General features: G+C 57.2%; 18 protein-coding genes. 10 read left to right on the plus strand and 8 right to left on the minus strand.

Annotation, left to right across the window (positions count from 1 at the left end):
* Positions 1-25: 25 nt before the first annotated feature.
* Complete coding sequence (locus ACKWJN_RS17385) at positions 26-1,642, minus strand: FAD-dependent monooxygenase (RefSeq protein WP_408599005.1); 1,617 nt, start codon at positions 1,640-1,642, stop codon at positions 26-28.
* Positions 1,643-1,900: 258 nt separating this feature from the next.
* Between ACKWJN_RS17385 and ACKWJN_RS17390 the strand changes: the two genes are divergently transcribed.
* Positions 1,901-3,475: an alkaline phosphatase gene (locus tag ACKWJN_RS17390; protein WP_408599007.1), complete on the plus strand. Its 1,575-nt coding sequence runs from the start codon at positions 1,901-1,903 to the stop codon at positions 3,473-3,475.
* A 142-nt stretch (positions 3,476-3,617) separates the two neighbouring features.
* Entirely contained in the window at positions 3,618-4,271 is a 654-nt protein-coding gene (locus ACKWJN_RS17395) for a hypothetical protein (RefSeq protein ID WP_408599008.1), read from the plus strand.
* A gap of 85 nt (positions 4,272-4,356) precedes the next feature.
* Here the strand turns inward: ACKWJN_RS17395 and ACKWJN_RS17400 are convergent, their stop codons facing one another.
* Positions 4,357-5,226, minus strand: coding sequence for an oxaloacetate decarboxylase (locus ACKWJN_RS17400; protein WP_408599010.1), 870 nt, complete (start codon positions 5,224-5,226; stop codon positions 4,357-4,359).
* 181 nt (positions 5,227-5,407) lie between these two features.
* Here ACKWJN_RS17400 and ACKWJN_RS17405 point away from each other — a divergent pair, with 181 nt between their 5' ends.
* The gene (locus ACKWJN_RS17405) at positions 5,408-6,373 is read left to right on the plus strand and encodes a Bug family tripartite tricarboxylate transporter substrate binding protein (protein WP_408599012.1); all 966 of its coding nucleotides are present in this window, start codon (positions 5,408-5,410) and stop codon (positions 6,371-6,373) included.
* A gap of 52 nt (positions 6,374-6,425) precedes the next feature.
* Here the strand turns inward: ACKWJN_RS17405 and ACKWJN_RS17410 are convergent, their stop codons facing one another.
* Positions 6,426-8,249: a M14 family zinc carboxypeptidase gene (locus ACKWJN_RS17410; RefSeq protein ID WP_408599014.1), complete on the minus strand. Its 1,824-nt coding sequence runs from the start codon at positions 8,247-8,249 to the stop codon at positions 6,426-6,428.
* A 107-nt stretch (positions 8,250-8,356) separates the two neighbouring features.
* Complete coding sequence (gene pobA / locus ACKWJN_RS17415) at positions 8,357-9,547, minus strand: 4-hydroxybenzoate 3-monooxygenase (RefSeq protein WP_408599016.1); 1,191 nt, start codon at positions 9,545-9,547, stop codon at positions 8,357-8,359.
* A 102-nt stretch (positions 9,548-9,649) separates the two neighbouring features.
* On the opposite strand from pobA, the gene ACKWJN_RS17420 reads away from it, so the two are divergent.
* On the plus strand, positions 9,650-10,465 hold the full coding sequence (locus tag ACKWJN_RS17420; RefSeq protein WP_408599018.1) for an IclR family transcriptional regulator C-terminal domain-containing protein: 816 nt from the start codon (positions 9,650-9,652) through the stop codon (positions 10,463-10,465).
* Positions 10,466-10,483: 18 nt separating this feature from the next.
* Here ACKWJN_RS17420 and ACKWJN_RS17425 read toward each other — a convergent pair whose 3' ends face one another.
* Both ACKWJN_RS17425 and ACKWJN_RS17430 read right to left on the minus strand, forming a co-directional pair.
* Positions 10,484-11,170, minus strand: a complete 687-nt coding sequence (locus tag ACKWJN_RS17425) for a substrate-binding domain-containing protein (protein WP_408599020.1) — start codon at positions 11,168-11,170, stop codon at positions 10,484-10,486.
* Positions 11,171-11,289: 119 nt separating this feature from the next.
* Complete coding sequence (locus ACKWJN_RS17430; RefSeq protein ID WP_408599022.1) at positions 11,290-12,273, minus strand: Bug family tripartite tricarboxylate transporter substrate binding protein; 984 nt, start codon at positions 12,271-12,273, stop codon at positions 11,290-11,292.
* A gap of 70 nt (positions 12,274-12,343) precedes the next feature.
* On the opposite strand from ACKWJN_RS17430, the gene ACKWJN_RS17435 reads away from it, so the two are divergent.
* Together ACKWJN_RS17435 and ACKWJN_RS17440 are read left to right on the plus strand one after the other, a co-directional pair.
* The gene (locus ACKWJN_RS17435) at positions 12,344-13,324 is read left to right on the plus strand and encodes a Bug family tripartite tricarboxylate transporter substrate binding protein (RefSeq protein WP_408599024.1); all 981 of its coding nucleotides are present in this window, start codon (positions 12,344-12,346) and stop codon (positions 13,322-13,324) included.
* Positions 13,325-13,334: 10 nt separating this feature from the next.
* Positions 13,335-14,498, plus strand: coding sequence for an MFS transporter (locus ACKWJN_RS17440; RefSeq protein ID WP_408599026.1), 1,164 nt, complete (start codon positions 13,335-13,337; stop codon positions 14,496-14,498).
* 89 nt (positions 14,499-14,587) lie between these two features.
* On the opposite strand, the gene ACKWJN_RS17445 is transcribed toward ACKWJN_RS17440, so the two are convergent.
* Positions 14,588-15,346, minus strand: coding sequence for an aldolase/citrate lyase family protein (locus ACKWJN_RS17445; protein ID WP_408599028.1), 759 nt, complete (start codon positions 15,344-15,346; stop codon positions 14,588-14,590).
* Positions 15,347-15,355: 9 nt separating this feature from the next.
* Positions 15,356-16,138 (minus strand): 2-oxo-hept-4-ene-1,7-dioate hydratase, encoded by a 783-nt coding sequence (hpaH, locus tag ACKWJN_RS17450; RefSeq protein WP_408599030.1) that lies wholly within the window; start codon positions 16,136-16,138, stop codon positions 15,356-15,358.
* 149 nt (positions 16,139-16,287) lie between these two features.
* Here hpaH and ACKWJN_RS17455 point away from each other — a divergent pair, with 149 nt between their 5' ends.
* The 4 genes from ACKWJN_RS17455 to ACKWJN_RS17470 all read left to right on the plus strand — a co-directional run bounded on the left by ACKWJN_RS17455 (position 16,288) and on the right by ACKWJN_RS17470 (position 19,848).
* On the plus strand, positions 16,288-17,202 hold the full coding sequence (locus tag ACKWJN_RS17455) for a LysR family transcriptional regulator (protein WP_408599032.1): 915 nt from the start codon (positions 16,288-16,290) through the stop codon (positions 17,200-17,202).
* A 140-nt stretch (positions 17,203-17,342) separates the two neighbouring features.
* The gene (locus ACKWJN_RS17460; protein ID WP_408599034.1) at positions 17,343-18,212 is read left to right on the plus strand and encodes a VOC family protein; all 870 of its coding nucleotides are present in this window, start codon (positions 17,343-17,345) and stop codon (positions 18,210-18,212) included.
* Complete coding sequence (locus tag ACKWJN_RS17465; RefSeq protein ID WP_408599035.1) at positions 18,212-18,907, plus strand: class II aldolase/adducin family protein; 696 nt, start codon at positions 18,212-18,214, stop codon at positions 18,905-18,907. Before ACKWJN_RS17460 ends, ACKWJN_RS17465 begins: the two co-directional genes overlap by 1 nt.
* On the plus strand, positions 18,904-19,848 hold the full coding sequence (locus tag ACKWJN_RS17470; RefSeq protein WP_408599036.1) for a dioxygenase: 945 nt from the start codon (positions 18,904-18,906) through the stop codon (positions 19,846-19,848). The genes ACKWJN_RS17465 and ACKWJN_RS17470 overlap by 4 nt, the downstream gene beginning before the upstream one ends.
* Positions 19,849-19,854 lie beyond the last annotated feature (6 nt).

Raw genomic sequence — 19,854 nt, forward strand, 5'->3', positions numbered from 1 at the left:
CCTTTTAAAAATCAATTCGTTTTGCTCAATGGCCTGTGACAGTGTCAAGCAATTCAGTGCAATCTGAAGGCAGTGCATCCCCCCGCCATGCCACCACGCCATCCGGTCTTACCAGGACGAGCCGCCTTTCATACAAGCTGGCAATGTTGAGGTCATGAATGACTTCTCGCTTCAAAGGGACGCCACGCTGGATGGCCAAGTGTTCGAGGTTGCCGACGAATGCCCCCATGTCAAACTGCATCAAGACATAAGACTTGCCGAATAGGTCAAGTGTCGAATGCCCTTCAGCAAGCCAGGCATGAGGCGCACGCGCGCCAGGCCTTGAGGTCTGCTGGTAGTCAATGACGGTCAATGCAGGGGCAGGCGATCCGTCGCGAACACAGATGGGCGATTCGTCGTACCTCACTCCCAACTGCAAGCCTAAAGAGTCCCAATCCTCTCGACCTACTTCGGTCATGTGTTGGCCAATGCGCTGGCGTGTCGCTTCTCCAGCAGGTGTGCTGTCCAAAATGTCCTCACATGAGGTTGCCGACACCCACGCACGAAAGTTTTTGGCTGATGCAGCGGCAACAGCCTGCGCCACGGGTTTGCGCTCTTTTTCGTACGCATCTAAAAGGCCTTGGCCACCCCACCCCTGCAGCACAGCTTGAAATTTCCAGCCTAAATCTGCCGCATCGCTTACACCCGTGTTCATGCCATGCCCCCCCGTCGGAGACATGGTGTGCGCAGCATCCCCCGCAAGAAAAACCCTGCCCGAACTGAACTTGGATGCAATCAACTCGGTGCGGCGCCAGGGCTTGACGGAGAGCAATTCGAATGGGATTTGATCTGTGCCTAGGCATTCACGCACAAGCGCTGTCGCATCCAACTCATCCAAATCCATCATCTGTTCTGACCCGATGATGGTGATGCGCCAAAGCTCGCGTCCGTCCACCACGGTCAGGTTCGCCCAGGTCCCGTGTGTGCCAACAAAAATGTACCGTTCAGCTTCACCTTTGTCATGCAAGCTCAGCAGTTCAGGACTGCGAATGAATATGTTCACGGAGTAGCTGAGGGCAGGATTTCCCTGCATGTCTATCCCCAAGCTGGCACGCACGGAACTGGCTGCACCATCGCAAGCCACCAGAAATTTGGCCCGGAAATGTCGCTTCTCTCCGCTTTGCGAATCTGTCGCAAAAGCCTCTACATGGTCTTTGCCGTCTTGGAAACTGTCTAATGTATGGTGGTGCATCACATTGACAGATGGAAATTGCAATGCAGCCTTTTCCAAAATGGGGTTGAACCAAATTTGAGGACAACGCTGTCGTTTATCCGTGCTTTGCATGGGTACGGGCATGTCTTTGCAACTCATGTTTTCATCCCTGCCCAGCAAGAAGCCGGTCATGGAGGTGGCATACACCACATTGAGTTTGTAATCATTGTTGAAACCGCAGTTGTAGATTTTGTCGACGATGCCCCAGCGTCGGCACAACTCCATGGTGCGGGTCAAGATGATGCCAAGCCGTGGGTGATCGACAGAACCATCACCCTGTTCGAGCACTTGACACTCAATGCCTCGCCAACCCAAATCGATGGCCAAGGCCAGCCCAACGGGCCCTCCCCCCACAATGAGAACTGGCACATCGATTGGTTTGTTTGTCATCATTCACTCCAGCTCTGGGCGAGTTTTTGCAAGTTAGCCCAAACAAGCCCACGCACTTAGTAAGGTACCGTACTCAAGACTAACTTTTCTTGATCTGCTCAACCAGAGGGTTATCCCGAGAAAACCGATTCGGCAGACAAGATGCAAAGAAGATTTCACGGCGTTGACACATGCATGAAGCAAAATTCAAAAAAATCTAGCTCGTAAATCGAGACACACAAACGCTTTCCTCCAACGAAGTGACAGGAACCCATCCCCATGAATCGTCATCTCATCTCAGTTATTTCCCTTGGCGTTGCACTTTTTGTGCAGGCAGCGGCACATGCTCAAGCGACTCCTGTTGTCCAAGGTCCTGAAGCTGTGGCGGATTGGTTCACTGCGGGTCAAGCTTTCATCGAACAAGGCAAGTCATTGCACGACAACAACCGCCGTGCCAAGAATGTGGTCTTGTTTGTGGGGGATGGCATGGGCATCAGCACCATCACCGCAGCACGCATTTTGGAAGGTCAGTTGAAGAACAAACCCGGTGAAGAAAACCGCTTGTCGTTTGACCGATTCCCCTACACGGCCTTGTCAAAAACCTATTCTTGGGATCAGCAAACCTCAGACTCTGCGCCCACCATGACGGCCATGGCCACAGGTTACAAAGCCCGCGAAGGCATGTTGTCGGTCGACCACACCACGGCCCGGGGTGAATGCCGTGCTGCGGTGATTGATGCCAAGAAAGTGCGTACGGTCCTTGAAAACGCCGCAGAGATGGGCAAGTCCACCGGCATCGTGTCGACCGCCCGCATCACGCATGCCACACCCGCAGCCTTGTACGCACACACCGCCATGCGCGATTGGGAGGCGGACTCCAACTTGCCTGTGACGGACATCAACACCGGCGCAGCCTGCCGGGGTGCTGAGGGCGCTGTCAAAGACATTGCGCGTCAAATGATCGAGGTTTCTCCCCAAGTACGCAAAAGCCTCAAGGTGGCTTTGGGTGGGGGACGTACTTACTTCATGCCCAATGCCTTGGTCGATCCCGAATATCCCAAAGACAAAGGCCGTCGCTTGGATGGTCGAGATTTGACCCAAGAATGGGTGACCTCACGCGCTTCCTACGGCCGAGCCAGCTACGCTTGGAACAAAGCGCAATTTGATGCCTTTGAACCCGCCCACAACAGTTATTTGTTGGGTTTGTTTGAACCCTCGCATGTGCAGTACGAAGCAGACCGCGCCAACGACCCTGCTGGCGAACCCTCCCTCACCGAGATGACCGACAAAGCGCTGCGCGTGTTGCTGAAAGACCCCAAAGGATTTTTCCTGCACGTCGAAGGTGGGCGCATTGACCACGCCCACCATGCGGGCAATGCCAGCCGCGCTCTGACAGACACCATCGAGTTTTCAAACGCCATTCAACGCACCTTGGATGTGTTGAAGTCATCCGGCGCCTTGGACGACACATTGATCATCGTCACGGCTGACCACAGCCACACCTTCACCATTGCAGGCTACCCAAGTCGAGGCAACCCCATCTTGGGCTTGGTGCGTGAAGTGCCGGCCAAAGACGGCGCGCCCCTCAAAAACACCTTGGACGCCAACGGCCGGCCTTTCACCACCTTGGCCTACACCAATGGCCCAGGCGCTCGTCCCAATGGTCGACCTGACTTGACCAACGTCGACACGACCCATGTTGATTTCTTGCAAGAAGCCACCGTGCCTTTGGCAGCAGAAACCCACGCCGGGGAAGATGTGGCCATTTATGCACGCGGCCCGAAAGCCCACTTGGTGCGCGGATCGATGGAGCAAAACTGGATCTATCACGTGATGATGGAAGCCCTGAAATAAACAGGGCATGTTGGATCGCTCGGGGCGTGTCGCTTTGAAAAAAATTGGCCTCCAACTGCTGGCATGTGGGGTGGCTCTTTGGGCGCTCACCACAACCACCACCACACAGGCTCAAACCCTTGAGCGCACAACATCTGCAGTCTTGAATCTTGATTCAGCGCTCACACCTGTTGCGGCAAGGTATGCCGTCACGGTCGTCCCGCCCCCCTCTGCCAAGACGCACGAAAAACCCAAAACTCACACCTGGTACTTTTACAGAGACGCTCAGCGGATCGCCCTGCTCAAAGGCAATGTCGATGAGATCTGGTACCGCGATGGGCAACAGCGCATCAGTTTTGAACGTGTATTTCACGAAGATGAACGTGTGGTGGACTACAGCACCGGCGAATTACAAACCTTGCGTGTCATCGTCCATTGGGCAGAACTCTCAAGCTTTGTTCATCCGGACGAACTGCGGCAACTGAAGTTGAATTCAAAGCACGGCGCAGGCGACGCAACGCTTTTGCATCTGAGCGGGGTGGTCGGCCAAGAACGCTTGGCCGTCGATTGGCTGCCCGCACTGCAACTCCCCAAACGGATCACACGACAAGACAAGAGCGGATTCAAAGTGCGCATGGAGCTGCTGGAATCGGCTGAACCCGCCCCTCACGCTTGGCCACGTCCCGGGGCCAAGTCCGCCGATTATTTGCACTTGGATGCCGCTGATTTTGGCGACATGAGCTACGACCCCGTGGTGCGCAAATCAGAAGCCCTGGACGTTCGTTTGGGCTGGCGCGCCGCTCACGCCCACGAGTGAGCGCGCGAGCAGACAACCAAGGGACGCATGCGGGTGATGCCCTGCTGAAAGTGCTCAGGTTTGTCGACTCCCGAGCTGAGCCAGGTTAGCCCGCATCTCCGTATTTTTGAGTCAAGGCGTCGAACCGGTCTTTGTCCACGTAGCGTTGACGTTCTTCAAACGTCGCGACCAAGCCCGAACTTTCAAGCAACTGGCCATCCCTTTGCAAGGCCTGCAAGGCCAATTTAGACCCCATCAAAGCGCCTTGCAATGCCGCGTTGGCATACAACACCATGCCAAACCCCCACTCACGCAACTGGCTCAAGTCAGGCGCCGGGGTTTTGCCCCCAATGACGATGTTGATGATTTGTGGGCATGCAATCGAGGCAGGGATTCTTTGGATTTCCTCCCATGACGTGGGGGCCTCTAAAAATGTGACATCGGCGCCGGCTTCAGCGTAGCGATTGGCACGCTCCACAGCAGCCTCAAATCCGTCAATGGCACGGGCGTCTGTGCGTGCAATGATCAAAAAATCTGGGTCATGGCGGGCATCCACAGCCGCGTGAATTTTAGAAACCATCTCGGCACATGGAATGATCGACTTGTCGTTGAAGTGCCCACATTTCTTGGGCATCACCTGATCTTCAAGTTGAATGGCGTTGGCGCCTGAACGCTCCAAAACCTTGACCGAGTGGTAAACGTTGAGTGCATTGCCAAATCCAGTGTCGGCATCCACGATCAGGGGCAAGTTCACAGCATCTCGAATCGCCGCTGTGTGCTGTGCAATGTCTTGCAGGCTCATGAAGCCCAAATCCGGAATGCCATAAAACGTGTTGGTCAGCCCTGCCCCACTCAAGTAAACCGCCTCAAAACCGAGGTCTGCAATCAACCGAGCAGTCAATGCATTGGCCGCGCCTGGAACCAACAAGCCTCTTCGATCGTTCAGTTTTTGACGCAGCAGCGTACCCAATGTCATCGCATCTCCTTGACCTTGCCTGAGTGCCTTGGAATAGCACTCAAAAGACAGAGAGGAAGGGTAACATCGCGGCCACGTTTTGAACGTTCACGGATGCAAAAACCATGGCGCGCACCACCGAATCAAAACAACGATCCAAGAAGATCGTTTCAAGGTCACTTCGTTCAATTGAAAGCTCAACATGCACAAACTATTGACTTCTCTGTGTTTCGGTTTATCCGCCTTCAGCCTAGGTTTGAGCGCTCATGCCCAAGCGGCCTGGCCGAACAAACCCATCAAATTGATCGTGCCGTTTTCTGCGGGCGGCGCCAACGATTTGATGGCGCGCTCTGCGGCAGAAGGTGCCTCAAAAATTCTGGGGCAAGCCGTGATTGTGGAAAACAAACCCGGTGGGGGCACCACCTTGGGTGCTGATGTGGTGGCCAGAAGTCCGGCCGATGGTTACACCTTCTTGATCAGCGCGGCCGGCGTGATCTCCAACAGCATGATCAAAAAATCCATGCCGTACAAAGACAGTGATTTGACGCCTGTGGTGATGATTGGCTTGGCCCCTTCGGTGATTTTGGTTCCGGCCAACTCGCCTTACAACGATTTGAAAGAATTCATTGCAGCCTCCAAGAACGGCCCCGGTTTTCATTGGGCCACCGCGGGCACGGGCAGCACCCCGCACTTTGTGTCTGGTATTTTGGAAACCACATACGGCGCCAAACTCGATCTGGTGCCCTACAAAAGCGGCTCAGAGTCCATCTCTGCGGTGCTGAGCAACCAAGTCGAAGGCACCTCAGAGGCCAGCATCGTCGCTTTGCCGTACATCAAGAGCGGCAAACTCAAGGCCCTCGCCAATACCTGGACATCTCGCATCTCGGTCTACAAGCAACTGTCCACCGCCAGTGAACAAGGTTACAGCGAGCTGCGCATTGCCCATTGGGCCGGCATCCATGCCCCCGCAGCGACGCCGGCGGACATCCTCGACAAAATGAGTGCCGCCGTTGACGCGGCCATGAAGATGCCCGAAATCTCTGAGCGTTTGAAAAATGTGGGCATTGAACCCATCGGTGGCACACGCGCTTCGTTCAACAAGTTCGTGGATGAAGAGCGTCTGCGCTTGTCTGCCGTGGTCAAAGCCACCCACATGAAAGACGAGTGAGTTTTGAAGGCCACCGCCCATCACGCGTGGCGCTCAGCAGGGCCATACAAGCTCAAGGGTGCTCAATCAAGCGATCCGTCCTCATGACAGGGTACTTGTTGTAAGTGGGGTCGTGGTAAGGGATTTGGCTGATCCAAAAATCCATCCGTTGCTCAGGATCTTCCTGAAACCGCTCGTCGCGGTCCATGCGCACTTGGTACTCCTTGCGCAACGCAGACAACTTGCGTTGCAGTCCCTCGCCATAGCGCTGGCGTATGCGTCGGTCCTCAGAAAACATCCACTGCGCAATTTGCAGTTGCCGGTGGTTCGACATATGGTCGGTGATTTCGTAGGCTGTGTTGAACAACCCCCACCGCGACAAAGAGTCGGGTGCGACGGGCTCCAACAAATGGGCCACCAACAATGAACGTGCTTGGCGAATTGGCACATACACCGAGCCTGGCATCAGGTGGGTTTGCGTGTTGACCCATTCACCCGAGACAGAGGTTCTCAGGCGACCTTGGAATGTCCGCGACTCAAATGAAATGCTCTCTGGATCGACCTGGAGCTGCTGCACCTCCACACCGTGCATCGCCTGGTCCAACACGTGGTACGTGATGTTGTGTTTTTGCAGATACGGCAGCACGACCGAAACCCACCCGGCCGGGATGATGTAACCCGCTTGTGGAAAGCTCACGATGGCTGGGTTGACGGGTTGAATGTCCCCAAAGACAGAGACCCGCCATACCGTTGGTCGGTTCAAGTGGTAGGTGATGTGACGGCCTCCCACCACCGGCGCATCGCTGTGTGTGGTGTATTCGTAACCCAGCAGATCGGCTTGGCCTGTCGCAATCTCGGTGCCTGTTTCAAGCATGTTGTGCCAATCCAAGGCCACCGATTGGCTGAACATGCCCAGGGCGTTTTCATCGGCCAGCCTTGCAACGCTCAGCAACTGTCTGCCTTGCTTGGCCATCAACTCAAGTGCTGCCGTCAAAACATCCAGGCTTGTTTTCACACGTTTCGCATAGGAATCCCAAGCATGGTCTTCCACCAAGATACCCATGCGATTTCGAAGCACCGCGTACACATGCGAAAACCGAGGCGCATCTGCGTCGCGCATGATGCCTGCCCGTGGGTTTTCAAAATCCAACAACACGGGCGTGAAGTCCAAGGGGCGGTGTCCACTGGCCGTCAAATGCTTCACCATTTCCGAAGAAAATTGGTCGGACACCTCCCGTAAGGCATCGTCCACACCAAACATAGACGACATCGACAAAGACACGTCATGGCGAAACCGCACGCCGTCGGTCACATGCAAATCCAGCGTGAGCAAAGGGTCCCATTCGGCAATGAGTTGCAGCATGGCATTCATCTCCGAGGTCTGCCCCAACATCCAGTCTCGGTTCAAGTTGATGCGTTGTGCCGTGACCCGCTCGCCTTGCAGACTCGGGCCATTTTGGTTGGGTCGGTTGAAGGGGCTTGGGCGTTCATGCCCATCCACATTGAACACCGGGACAAACAAAAACACCTGATGTTTGAGGGGGTCATTGGAAGGTGGCTTCTTGAGCCAGTCACGCACCAAGATCAACCCGGCATCCTTGCCGTCAATTTCACCGGCGTGGGTTCCCCCAATGGCCAGCACCACGGGAACGTTCAAGCGCCTGGCTTCGTCGGGTGCCAAAGCGCCACTGCGGCTGACGGCCAAAGCCCAGATGGAACGGCCTTCGGCCGTTCGGCCGATGTTCAAACAACGCACCGCATCCGGGTAGGCGATGGCAAACCGTTGACACGCCGCCTCGACCTCTGCATAAGAGCCCGTGCGGCGGTATTGACTGCTTTCAACCTCAAACGTCTCAGAGGGTTCTGACCTCGTCTGCGCCCTCGCAGTGGCACTCAATATCAAAAACAGGCACAGGCACCCGAGGATCTTTTTTGCGCGCATTGACAAAGGAATGAAGTGAAGCCTTCATTGTCACACCTTGGGTTGCAACCAGAGGCCTGGGCTCAGCCCTTCCAGCCAAAGTCCAAGGGCAATCCCACATAGTTTTCCGCCACCGAACGAGCCCCTGCTTCGCTGTGCACCAAGTAATCCAATTCGGCTTCTTGAAACTTTTGGCCTATCTCGCCTTGGTCTGGAAAACGGTGCATCAAGCTGGTGAACCACCACGAGAACCGCTCGGCACGCCAAATGCGCGCCAAGCAACGGGTGGAGTAGTGGTCAATGCCCGCCTGTGATTTTTCGACACACGCTTCAATCAACGCGTCCGACAGGTACTTCACATCGGTCGCCGCCAAATTGAGGCCTTTCGCGCCGGTGGGGGGCACGATGTGTGCGGCGTCACCGGCCAAGAACAAGGTGCCAAAACGCATGGGTTCTGTGACAAAGCTGCGCAATGGCGCAATGCTTTTCTCGATGCTCGGGCCTGTCACCAAGCGCTCGCTGGCCTCTGGGTCCAAGCGGTGGCGCAACTCCGTCCAAAACGCGTCGTCGCTCCAGTTCTCCACCTTGTCCGTCAATGGCACTTGCAAGTAGTAACGGCTTCGGATCATGCTGCGTTGCGAGCACAGGGCAAAGCCGCGTGGGCTGTTGACGTAAATCAGTTCTTCGTGCACGGGTGGCGTGTCGGACAACACACCCAGCCAACCGAAGGGATACACCTTCTCGTACTCTTGAATCGAGGCTCTGGGCACACTGGCACGACACACGCCGTGAAAGCCATCGCAGCCAGCAATGTAGTCACAGTCAAGGGTGTGGCGTTGCCCATCCACGGTGTAACTCACGCTGGGGTGGTCGGTGTCAAAACCGTGAATTTGAACGTCATCGGCGCTGTACACCGTGGTCAAGCCTGCGGCTTGGCGGGCGTCCATCAAATCACGGGTCACTTCGGTTTGGCCGTAGACCATCACCTGTTGTCCGCCGGTCAACCCCGCCAAATCGATGCGGTGGCGCTCGCCTTTGAACAACAAATCAAACCCGGTATGCGCCAAGCCTTCGCGCTTCAAACGTGCGTCCACGCCCGCTTGCGCCAACACGTTCAGGGTGACCTGCTCCAACACGCCCGCGCGAATTCGGCTCAGCACATACTCTGGGCTTTGACGTTCGACAATGACAGCATCGACCCCCGCCTTGTGCAACAACTGACCCAGCAGCAACCCAGAAGGACCTGCTCCAACAATCACAACTTGTGTGCGCATATTCAAACCCCTAGATGAACGAATGCTGCGAGATTAAGGGCACACCCGCCACCAGCGGCGACGCCAAGCACAAAGATGCGCGATGAATAGAATAGACGCACGATGATCGCGCAACCTTCCCCTCCTCGCCCACCCATTCAAAAAGCCGACTGGATTGAGGGCATGGCCCGTGGCATGGCCGTTTTAGAAAGCTTTGACACCGAGCGTCAACGGCTCAATGCCACCTTGACCGCACAACGAACCGGGCTGACCCGGGCCGCCGCACGCCGCCATTTGCTCACCCTCACACACCTGGGGTATTTGGAAACCGATGGCCAGTATTACTGGTTGTCGGCCAAAGTTCTGGGGTTTGCAGGCAGCTACCTGTCGGGCGCGCGCTTGCCCCGTGCGGTTCAGCCCACCTTGCACCAACTGAGCTTGGCCACCCAGTTGTCGTGTTCGGTGGCTGTGTTGCAAAACGACGCCGTGATCATCGTGGCGCGTGGCATTTGGCAGGGCTCAGAACTTCCTGCCAAAGCCAGCCACACCGTGCTGGCTTATGGCTTGCATGTGGGCACCCGACTGCCGGCGCATGCCACCTCCACCGGTCAGGTGTTGCTGGCCAACTTGGCACCCACACAACTGCAAGACTGGCTCAAGGCCAACAGCTTGAGCCGCTTGACCGCCAACACCTCAACGCAAACCCAGGCCTTGAAGCAAAAACTCAAACAAGTGGCCAAGCAAGACTATTGCGTGGCCGATCAAGAACATGAGTTGGGGGTTGACGCTTTGGCGGTGCCGCTGCGCAATGCCCGAGGGAACACGGTTGCCGCCTTGAACTTGGTGCGCTCAGGTGTGGGTTCCACCTCAGTCGATCTGGCCGCCCGTTGGCTGCCCCTGCTGCAGCACACGGCGCAATCGCTCAGAACCCTGATTTGATGTCCTGAGCTCAGGCCTTCAATCGGTGTCCATGCCTTTGGCGCGGTAAATGGCCAGGGCTTGAGGTTTCTTCATGAACGCCAGCATGGACTGGGCCGCCGCTGTGTCTGTGGCTTGTGCCAACATGCCGGCAGAGAACACGGTGTACAGCTGCATCGGGGCTGGCAAAGGCCCCACATAGTCTGCCCCTGGCACGGCTTTGAGCTCGCTGATCATTTGAACCGCCACCGCAGCCTCTCCTTTGACCACCAACTCCGCCACCAGCCCACCCGCTGGAATTTTTGACTTGGGTTTGACCTCGTTGGCAATGCCCATTTTTTCGACCAAACCAGCAAAGTAAAGTCCGCTCGCCCCTGTGCCTGTGTAGGCCACTGAAGGCGTGTCCAACAGCGTTTGTTTGAATGCGGCCACCGTGCTGATGTCAGGCCTCGGAGATCCGGCTTTGACCGCCACGCCGATGCCCGACTTGGCCATGTCGGTGCGCGTGCCAGCTTGCAAACGGCCTTGCTGGGTCAGGCTGTCGATCAAAGGGGCTGTCAAGATCACCAAGTCGGCACTCTCGCCGCGCTTGAGGCGATCCATGATGATGTTGGACGTGTTGTAGCTGATGGTCACGCGGTGCCCCGACTCGCGCTCGAAGGCAGGAATGAGCTCTTGCATGATGCTCGACACACCGGTGGACGAGATGATGGACAAGTCAGCCAAGACACACGTGCTCAGCAACTGCAAGGACACTAGAAGCCATAAACGAAGGATAAACACTTGAGATTCCTTTCAAAGAATGCTACGGGCAGCTCAGGCTCCATGGGTCACACAAGTTCGTTTCAATCCAATTTGATTTGGGCTGACTTGATCAACTTGGCCCAATCGTTCAGATCCTCAGCGATTTGCGCGGCAAACTCTTCCGAGGTGTTGCCCACCGGCTCCATCGCGTCGGCCATGATGCGGGCCTGAAAGTCAGGCCGCTTGATGATGGACGCCACATCGTCATGGATTTTTTTGACCAGTTCTTTGGGCATGCCTGCTGGGCCCAAAAAGCCATACCAAGCATCGATGCGAAAACCGGGCAAGGTCTCAGCAATGGCGGGCACCTGCGGCATGGCTTTGGAACGCTTGGCGCTGGTCACTGCCAACGCTTTGAGCTTGCCGCTTTTGGTGAGTTGCAACGAGGCCGTGATGCCTCCAAAAATCAACGGCACGTGTCCTGCCATCACATCGTTGACACCTTGCCCAAACCCCTTGTAGGGCACATGGGTGATGTTCACATCGGCCATGTGCTTGACCGTCTCCATCGACAAGTGCTGCTGCCCGCCCGCACCCGACGATGCGTAGGTGATTTTTCCGGGTTGCTGTTTGGCCATCGCAATCAATGACTTCATGTCATTGGCTGGGAAATTGGGATTGGCCAACAACACAAAAGGCCCCGTCGCTGCATTGATGATGGGCGTCAAGTCTTTGCTGACGTTGTAGGGAATGCTGGGGAACAAATTGGGGGCAATCGTGATGGTTGCGTCGGCCGCAAACAGCAAGGTGTAGCCATCGGGTGCCGACTTGGCCACGAAGTCAGTACCAATGGTGCCGCTGGCGCCCGTTTTGTTGTCCACCAGCACCGATTGTTTCCAAAGCGTGGAGAGTTCTTGCGACAACAAGCGACCATAAATGTCGGGGGTACCACCCGGCGGAAAAGTCACGATGACCTTGACGGGTTTGTTGGGATAACCCTGAGCCCACGATGCGAATGGGCTGAGCGCCAGAGCACACACACCCAGCACAGCGACTTTCAACCCATAGCTTAGACCTTGCTTCATAGATGCCTTTCTGCGACAGGTGAATATATGCTGCACCGCTATTATTCGGCTGAACAAAGGAGACATCGCAATGGCACGCTCAGGGTTTAGGGTCATTTTTCACGCGCTGGCAGGCGCACTTGTGTGCGCACTCATGCAACCCGCCTGGGCGCAAGAGGCTTGGCCAAATCGTCCCGTCAAATTGGTGGTGTCGTCTTCACCGGGTGGGGGCACCGACATGTATGCACGCATGGTCGGGCAAGCGCTTTCAGAGGTCTTCAAACAACAGTTTGTGGTCGAGAACCGACCAGGAGCCAGCGGCAACATTGGCGCCGCCAGTGTGGCCAAGTCGGCCCCGGACGGCTACACCTTTTTGGTCTCCGCCAACACGTCTTTGACCATCAACGGCAGCTTGTTCAAAAACCTGAGTTACGACGCTGAACGCGACTTTGTGCCGATCATGCGCGCACCCGGCCCATTGGCGCTGGTGGTCAACCCTGCGCTCAAAGTCCGCAACCTCCAAGAGTTCATCGCGCTGGCCAAGAAAGAACCCGGCAAGCTGTCGTTCGGTTCTGCAGGAACGGGCAGCACCACCTACTTGGGGGTGCGCATGCTGGAAGAAAAAACCGGTGCCAGCTTTTTGCACGTGCCCTACAAAGGCTTAGGGCCGGCGTACCAAGACCTGTTGGCGGGGCAAATTCAATTCATGTTTGCCGATGTGGCCTCTGCGCTGTCTTTGATTCGCTCCGGCAAAGTCATGGCTTTGGCGCTGGAGCAACGCACAGCGTTGTTGCCCGGTGTTCCCACCCTGACCGAGGCCGGTGTGCCTGACCTCAACACCCACAGTTCCTTCAGTTTGGTGGCCCCCACCGGCACACCAGCCGCCATTGTTGAACGCTTGAACCAAGAGTTGGTGCAACTCGCCAAATCAAGCGCTTTTGCCAGCAAGCTCGAAGCCCAAGGCCTGGTGGCCGAAATGCCCAGCTTGAGTGGCTTGGCCGCATCGATGAAGCAAGAGCGCGACGCCTATGCCAGCTTCATCAAGCGCAACAACATCACCGCCAGCGATTGACACCCCCGCCATGCAAAACCGAAGCACCCAACTCCTGCTGAACTTTGGGCACGCCATCGACCATATGTTTTTGCTGATCTTTGCCACGGCGGTCTCCAGCATCGCAGCAGAGTTTGGTTTTGAGCACTGGGAAGATTTGATGCCCTACAGCGTGGCCGCATTTTTCTTGTTTGGCATTGGCTCTTTGCCCTCCGGCAAATTGGGTGACCAATGGGGACGCCGCCCCATGATGGTGGTCTTTTTCTTAGGCATCGGCACTGCCAGCCTGTGGGTCAGCCAAACCCATACGCCCCTGCACATGGCCATGGCCTTGGCACTGCTCGGGGCCTTTGCCTCGATTTATCACCCGGTGGCGATTCCGATGCTGGTTCAAGGTTCTGCGCGACCGGGTTGGACCATTGGCGTCAACGGGCTGTGTGGCAATTTGGGCGTGGCTTTGGCGGCTGTGGTCACCGGCTTCTTCGTCAAGTACTACGGTTGGCGCATGGCATTTCTCATCCCCGGTGTCATCAGCATTGCGTGTGGATTCGCATTTGCGCGCTGGGCCACCCATGAGGCCACCGCCCCGTCCAAGAAAAAATCAACGCCCATGCAGCCCAGTGGCCTGTCGATGCCGACCTTGTTGTTGGTGATGACGCTGGCGTCCACCAGCAGCAGCTTGCTGTTCAACCTGTCGACCAACAGCAACTACGAGTTGCTGGCCGACAGGCTCGTGGGACTGACACAAGACCCGGCGCAGATCGGCCTGCTGCTGGGCCTGGTGTACGCGGCCGCCTCCCTGTCGCAGCTGTGGGTGGGGCACATGATTGACAGAGTCCCCCTCAAACACCTCTACCTGCGCATCCTGGCGTTCCAAGCGCTGGTGTTGATCATGGCCACCCAAGTCGATGGCTGGTGGTTTTATGGCGTGCAGTTTTTGTTCATGGCCGGGGTGTTCGGCGCGATTCCCTTCACCGACGCCATGATTGTGCGTTTCGTGGACGACACCATGCGCTCGCGCGTGACGGGCATGCGCTTGGCCGTCTCGTTTGGTGCCAGCTCCATCGCAGTGCTGCTGATTGGCCCCATCGTCAAACAGTCGGGCTTCACCACCTTGTTGGCGGTCATGGCGGTCTCGTCGCTGGTGACGCTGGCTGTCATCAGCCAACTGCCGGCCAGCGAACACCCGGCTTGAAAGCCATGTGGCGCCTCGAAATTTGAGGCCGCTTGGGGCTTTCTGTGGCCCACCACAGCGTCAAGTCAGCGCAGGTTCAGACGCAAGCCTCAAAAGTCTTTGGCCAAGGCGTCTGCCGCGCGGGCCAACAAGCCCGCATCCACACCCACCGCCGTGAACAGTGTGCCGAGTTGGATGAAGCGATGGGCCAATTCTTTGTCGCCCGTCAAAATACCCGCCGCCTTGCCACAGGCTGTGATGCGACGGATCGCATCATCAATCGCCGCCAACACGGTGGGGTGCTTGAGTTGGCCTGGAAAACCCAGACTGGCCGACAAATCCGCTGGGCCAATGAAGATGCCGTCCACACCATCCACCGCAGCAATGGCTTCAATCTCATTGAGCGCCGCCTGGGTCTCAACTTGCACCAGCAAGCACAACTCTTGTTCACACCGTTGCATGTAATCGGCCGTCCTGCCAAACCGCGTGGCGCGCGTCAAGGCACTCACGCCACGCATGCCACGGGGGGCGTAACGCATGGAACGGACCGCTTGCTCGGCCTCCGACGCGTTTTGCACATACGGAATCAGCAAAGTCTGCGCGCCAATGTCGAGCAGCCGCTTGATCGCCAACGGGTCGTTCCACACCGGGCGCACCACCGCTTGGGTGGCGTAGCCGGCGATGGTTTGCAGCTGCTGCAAGATGGTGTCCATCTCATTGGGCGAGTGCTCCATGTCCAGCAGCAACCAATCGAATCCAGCCCCGGCCACCGCCTCGGTGGAATAGGAGTTGGCCAGCGTGGTCCACAGACCTTTTTGATGCACGCCCGATTGAATGGCACGCTTGAACAGATTGACGGGCAGGTCCATGTCAGGCCTTTAAATGAATTGCACGCTGACGCTGCCCAAGGGGCCAAAGTCACCAAACAAGGTGTCGCCTTTGCGGGCGAACACCACACGCGTGAAGGAGCCCGACAAAATGATGTGCCCCTTTTCAAGCGTCACCCCATGCTGACCCAATTTGTTGGCCAACCAAGCCACGCCCAATGCGGGATGGCCCAACACGCCGGCGGCGACCCCGGTTTCTTCGATGTCGGAGTTGCGGTACATCAAGGCACTGACCCAGCGCAGGTCCACATCCATGGGGCGAACGGGGCGCCCACCCAAGACCAAACCAGCCGCCGCACCGTTGTCGGCCACGGTGTCGTAAATCTTGCGCTGGTCCACCAAGCGTGCGTCCACAATTTCAAGGGCAGGCACCACATACTCGGTGGCGCGCAACACATCGACCAAGCCAATGCCCGGTCCCTTGAGGGACTCACCCAGCACAAAGGCCAACTCCACCTCAACGCGTGGCAAACAGAAATTGGCATGGGGCACTTTGGCGCCCTCTGCAATCAACATGGTGTCGAGCAAATGGCCATAGTCCGGTTCGTCGATTTTGGAAGAGGCTTGCATGGCCTTGGACGTCAGACCCACCTTGTGGCCAATCAGCTTGGCACCGTCTTGGATTTTCCGAGCGGCCACCGCACTGGAGATGGCGTAAGAGTCTTCCAGTTGAATGTGCGGGAATGAGTCCGACAACAACGTGGCTTGCTTGCGGTCTTTTTCTGCCTGCAACAAACGCTCAACGGCTTGCTGTCTTTCTGCTTCGTTCATCATGTGTCGATCTCCTGGAGTGAATAACAAAGAATGAGGTCTTACACCACCGTCCCAGACAGCAGCGTGTGTTGTGTGAGGCAGGACTGTAGCTGCTTTCAAAAGCCTCCCCATGATGGCTACTATTGAGCCCATCAATCATCAGCCCAGCCATGAAACTCAACGCACTCGACCTCAATTTGCTGCTGGTCTTCGACGCCATTTTTCGCACCCAGGGCGTCACCTTGGCGTCACAAGAGTTGGGGCTCACGCAGTCTTCGGTCAGCAATGCCTTGGGGCGTTTGCGGGACTACTTTCAAGACCCGCTGTTTGTTCGCATCCAAGGGGCCATGCAGCCCACCCCCTTGGCCCAAAACCTGTCCGAACCCGTCAAAGCGGCACTCGGCCATTTGCGACAAGCGATTGAGGAGAGGCGCCAATTCAGTCCCAGCACCAGCCAACGCACGTTTTCTGTGTGCACCAGCGAGGTCGGTCAACGGGTGTTTTTGCCCAAACTGTTGGCGCACTTGAGTCAAGTCGCCCCCTCGGTGAGCGTGTCGATTGTGGACATCCCCAGCGACCGCATCGACGCCAGCCTGACCAGCGGCGACATTGATTTGGCCGTTGGATTTTTTGGCGACTTTGGGCCCAACTTTTACATCCAACGTTTGTTCAGAGAACACTATGTGGTGTTGATCCGCCAGCACCACAGCACCATCCAAGACAGCTTGAGCTTGGACCATTACCTCCAAGGCTCGCACATCTCTTACCTCCCCTCGTCGGCCAGCCACGAGGCCGTGGACCATCTGCTGGACCAAGAATTCAACAACCTCGGGGTCAAACGTCACGTCGGCCTGCGGGTGGCCCACTCCATGGGTTTGTCGAGCATCGTGTCGCAGACCGACCTGATGGTCACGGTGCCCTCGCGATTGGCCGAAACCTTTGCGCCCAGCGAAGGCTTGCGGGTGCTGCCCTTGCCCATCGACATCGGCATGATTGACATTCGCCAACACTGGCATGCACGCTTTCACCAAGACCCGGCCAACCAATGGCTGCGTGCTCAGTTTCAGTTGCTGTTCCAAGCCTGAGGCCCGGCGGTCCTGCGACGACCTGCCCGTCTGCCCCCCACCATTCGTTTGGTCAATGGTAGGAATTGATCACCCGGTATTGGCCCGCGGCTCAACAGGCGATAAGCTCTGGGCCTGCTCTTGACTCCCCCCACCCGCCCATGATCCACCTGCACGACATCCGCTACGTTCGCCTTGGCACCCGTGATTTAGAAGGTGCCACCCGCTACGCCGACCGCATCTTGGGTCTGCGGGTGGGTGAACAAATGGGCAACCCCAAACATGGCAGCAGCGTGTACCTGCGCAGCGATGACCGAGACCACACCTTGGTGTACTTTGACGGCGATCCGAGCGACCACACGGTCGGCTTTGAATTGCGCGATGACGCCGCGCTGCAAGACGCAGCGGCTCAGTTAGAAAGCATGGGCTACCACTTCACGCAAGGCAACGCCGATGGCTGTGAGATGCGCCACGTCCAGGCCTTCTTGAATTTCAAAGATCCCAGCGGCAACTCGATCGATTTGTTGGTGCGCCCGCATCATTGTGGGGTGCCATTTTTCCCCACCCGCGACACCGGCAGCACCGGGTTTTCTCATGTGGGGCTGCGCACCACCGACCCGGTGCGCGACGAAAAATTCTGGACCGAAGTCCTCAGCGCCAAGGTCAGTGACCGCATCGGACAAGCGCCCTTGTTGCGGATTGACGAAGTGCACCACAAGATTGCTTTGTTTCCCTCCACATTTGCAGGTGTTCAACACATCAACCACCAGGTGGACTCCATCAACGACATCATGCGTTCTTGGTACCTGCTTCAAAAGCATGGCGTGCGCGTGGTGTTTGGTCCCGGTCGACACCCCACCTCGGGTGCCATGTTCTTGTACTTTGAAGGGCCAGACGGCATGGTCTACGAGTTCTCCAGTGGCGTGCGCATGATCACCGATCCCGATGACATGCCACGTCAATTTCCGTTCGATGCCAAATCGTTTTGCATGTGGGGCTCGGTGCCCGATATTCCTGAATTCAAAACCTGATGACACACCCGACCCCCACCCCTGCCCAAGAACAATTGGTGCGCACCACGGGCCGCGCTTTGGCACGGGCCGGTTTGGCCACGGCCTATGGACACTGCAGCCTGCGACTTGACGCGGCGCATTTCTTGGTCTGCGCGCCGCGCCCCATGGGCTTGCTCACCCCCCAAGACAAAGGCACGGTGGTGTCGGTCAACGGCCCCTTACCCGAAGGCGTGCTGGGCGAAGTGCGCATCCACCAGCAGGTCTACCAACGCCGCCCGGAGGTCAACGGCATTTGCCGCTTCTTTCCGCCCCATGTCATGGCCTTGTCGGCGATGAAATTAACGCCTTCAGCCCGCCACGGGTTTTCCAGCTACTTCTACCCCCAAGTGCCCAGATGGCATGACACCGCCTTGGTTCGCAACGAAGCCGCCGCCGTGGGTGTGGCCGACACCCTGGGACAAGCCAACGCCGTGGTGGTCAGCGTCAACGGCGCAGTGACCGTGGCCGATTCGATTCAGAAGGCGTTGGTCCTGGCCTGGTTCTTGGAAGATGCAGGCCGCGTGGAAAATGCCGTCCAAGCCGCAGGACACAGCGACACCCAGATTTTTGACACGGCGCAACAAGCCCAAGAACGTGCCACCTGGAACGGTGGCATCGTGGAGCGCATGTGGGACTACCTCACCCACCACGACATCGAAGACAAACACCCATGATCATCCAAAACCAACACGACGTCACCACAGCTGTTTTGGCTGAACTCGACCACGCCACCGACGAGCGCTTCAAAACCATCATGAAAGCGGCCGTGATTCACCTGCACGGCTTTGCGCGTGATGCACAACTCACCGAAGCCGAGTTTCATCAGGTTTGTGGCGTGATCGCCCAACTCGGGCAACTCACCACGCCCTCGCACAACGAGGTGGTGCTGGCGGCGGGCTCGATGGGGCTGTCTTCCTTGGTGTGTTTGCTCAACAACGGCGACAAAGGCCAGACCGAAACCACTGCCAATTTGATGGGGCCGTTTTGGCGCCAAGACGCACCACGCATGGCGTCTGGCGACTCACTGGTGCGCTCGCCCACCGCGGGCGTGCCCATCTTCGTCAACGCCTGGGTCAAAGACCTTCAAGGCCAGCCCGTGGCCGGTGCCGAGGTGGATGTGTGGCACACCTCGTCCGAGGGGTTTTACGAAAACCAAGATCCCGAGCAAGCCGACATGAATTTGCGTGGCACATTCACCACCGACGCCCAGGGTCACATCGCCTTTCAAAGCATCAAACCCGCCGGCTATCCAATTCCCTTGAGTGGCCCCGTGGGTGCGCTGCTGCGGGCACAAAACCGCCACAACATGCGCCCGGCACACATCCATTTCATGATCAACAAGCCGGGGTACAAAACGCAGTTCTCACAGGTGTACTCCAGCGACGATCCGTTTTTGGACACCGATGTTCAATTTGCCGTGACCCAGGCCTTGGTGGGCCACTATGTGCTGCACGCCGACACGCCAGCCCCCAACCCCGAAGTCACAGGACCTTGGTACTCGCTCGACTACACCTTTGTGATCGAGCCGGGCGAGAACCGCTTGCCCAAGCCCCCCATCACCGGCAAAGCCACAGGCGGCAAACCGGTGAATGAGGTGTTGCCCGCCCGGGCGTGAGGAACG

This window comes from Limnohabitans sp., from assembly GCF_046052825.1.
In the GTDB taxonomy this organism is placed as follows: Bacteria; Pseudomonadota; Gammaproteobacteria; order Burkholderiales; family Burkholderiaceae_C; genus Limnohabitans.

Excerpts from the sequence above, each read along its gene's own strand:
- ACKWJN_RS17385 (WP_408599005.1), bottom strand. The coding sequence starts at position 1,642 with ATGACAAACAAACCAATCGATGTGCCAGTTCTCATTGTGGGGGGAGGG.
- ACKWJN_RS17390 (WP_408599007.1), top strand. The coding sequence starts at position 1,901 with ATGAATCGTCATCTCATCTCAGTTATTTCCCTTGGCGTTGCACTTTTT.
- ACKWJN_RS17400 (WP_408599010.1), bottom strand. The coding sequence starts at position 5,226 with ATGACATTGGGTACGCTGCTGCGTCAAAAACTGAACGATCGAAGAGGC.
- ACKWJN_RS17405 (WP_408599012.1), top strand. The coding sequence starts at position 5,408 with ATGCACAAACTATTGACTTCTCTGTGTTTCGGTTTATCCGCCTTCAGC.
- pobA (WP_408599016.1), bottom strand. The coding sequence starts at position 9,547 with ATGCGCACACAAGTTGTGATTGTTGGAGCAGGTCCTTCTGGGTTGCTG.
- ACKWJN_RS17420 (WP_408599018.1), top strand. The coding sequence starts at position 9,650 with ATGATCGCGCAACCTTCCCCTCCTCGCCCACCCATTCAAAAAGCCGAC.
- ACKWJN_RS17430 (WP_408599022.1), bottom strand. The coding sequence starts at position 12,273 with ATGAAGCAAGGTCTAAGCTATGGGTTGAAAGTCGCTGTGCTGGGTGTG.
- ACKWJN_RS17435 (WP_408599024.1), top strand. The coding sequence starts at position 12,344 with ATGGCACGCTCAGGGTTTAGGGTCATTTTTCACGCGCTGGCAGGCGCA.
- ACKWJN_RS17440 (WP_408599026.1), top strand. The coding sequence starts at position 13,335 with ATGCAAAACCGAAGCACCCAACTCCTGCTGAACTTTGGGCACGCCATC.
- ACKWJN_RS17445 (WP_408599028.1), bottom strand. The coding sequence starts at position 15,346 with ATGGACCTGCCCGTCAATCTGTTCAAGCGTGCCATTCAATCGGGCGTG.
- hpaH (WP_408599030.1), bottom strand. The coding sequence starts at position 16,138 with ATGATGAACGAAGCAGAAAGACAGCAAGCCGTTGAGCGTTTGTTGCAG.
- ACKWJN_RS17455 (WP_408599032.1), top strand. The coding sequence starts at position 16,288 with ATGAAACTCAACGCACTCGACCTCAATTTGCTGCTGGTCTTCGACGCC.
- ACKWJN_RS17460 (WP_408599034.1), top strand. The coding sequence starts at position 17,343 with ATGATCCACCTGCACGACATCCGCTACGTTCGCCTTGGCACCCGTGAT.
- ACKWJN_RS17465 (WP_408599035.1), top strand. The coding sequence starts at position 18,212 with ATGACACACCCGACCCCCACCCCTGCCCAAGAACAATTGGTGCGCACC.
- ACKWJN_RS17470 (WP_408599036.1), top strand. The coding sequence starts at position 18,904 with ATGATCATCCAAAACCAACACGACGTCACCACAGCTGTTTTGGCTGAA.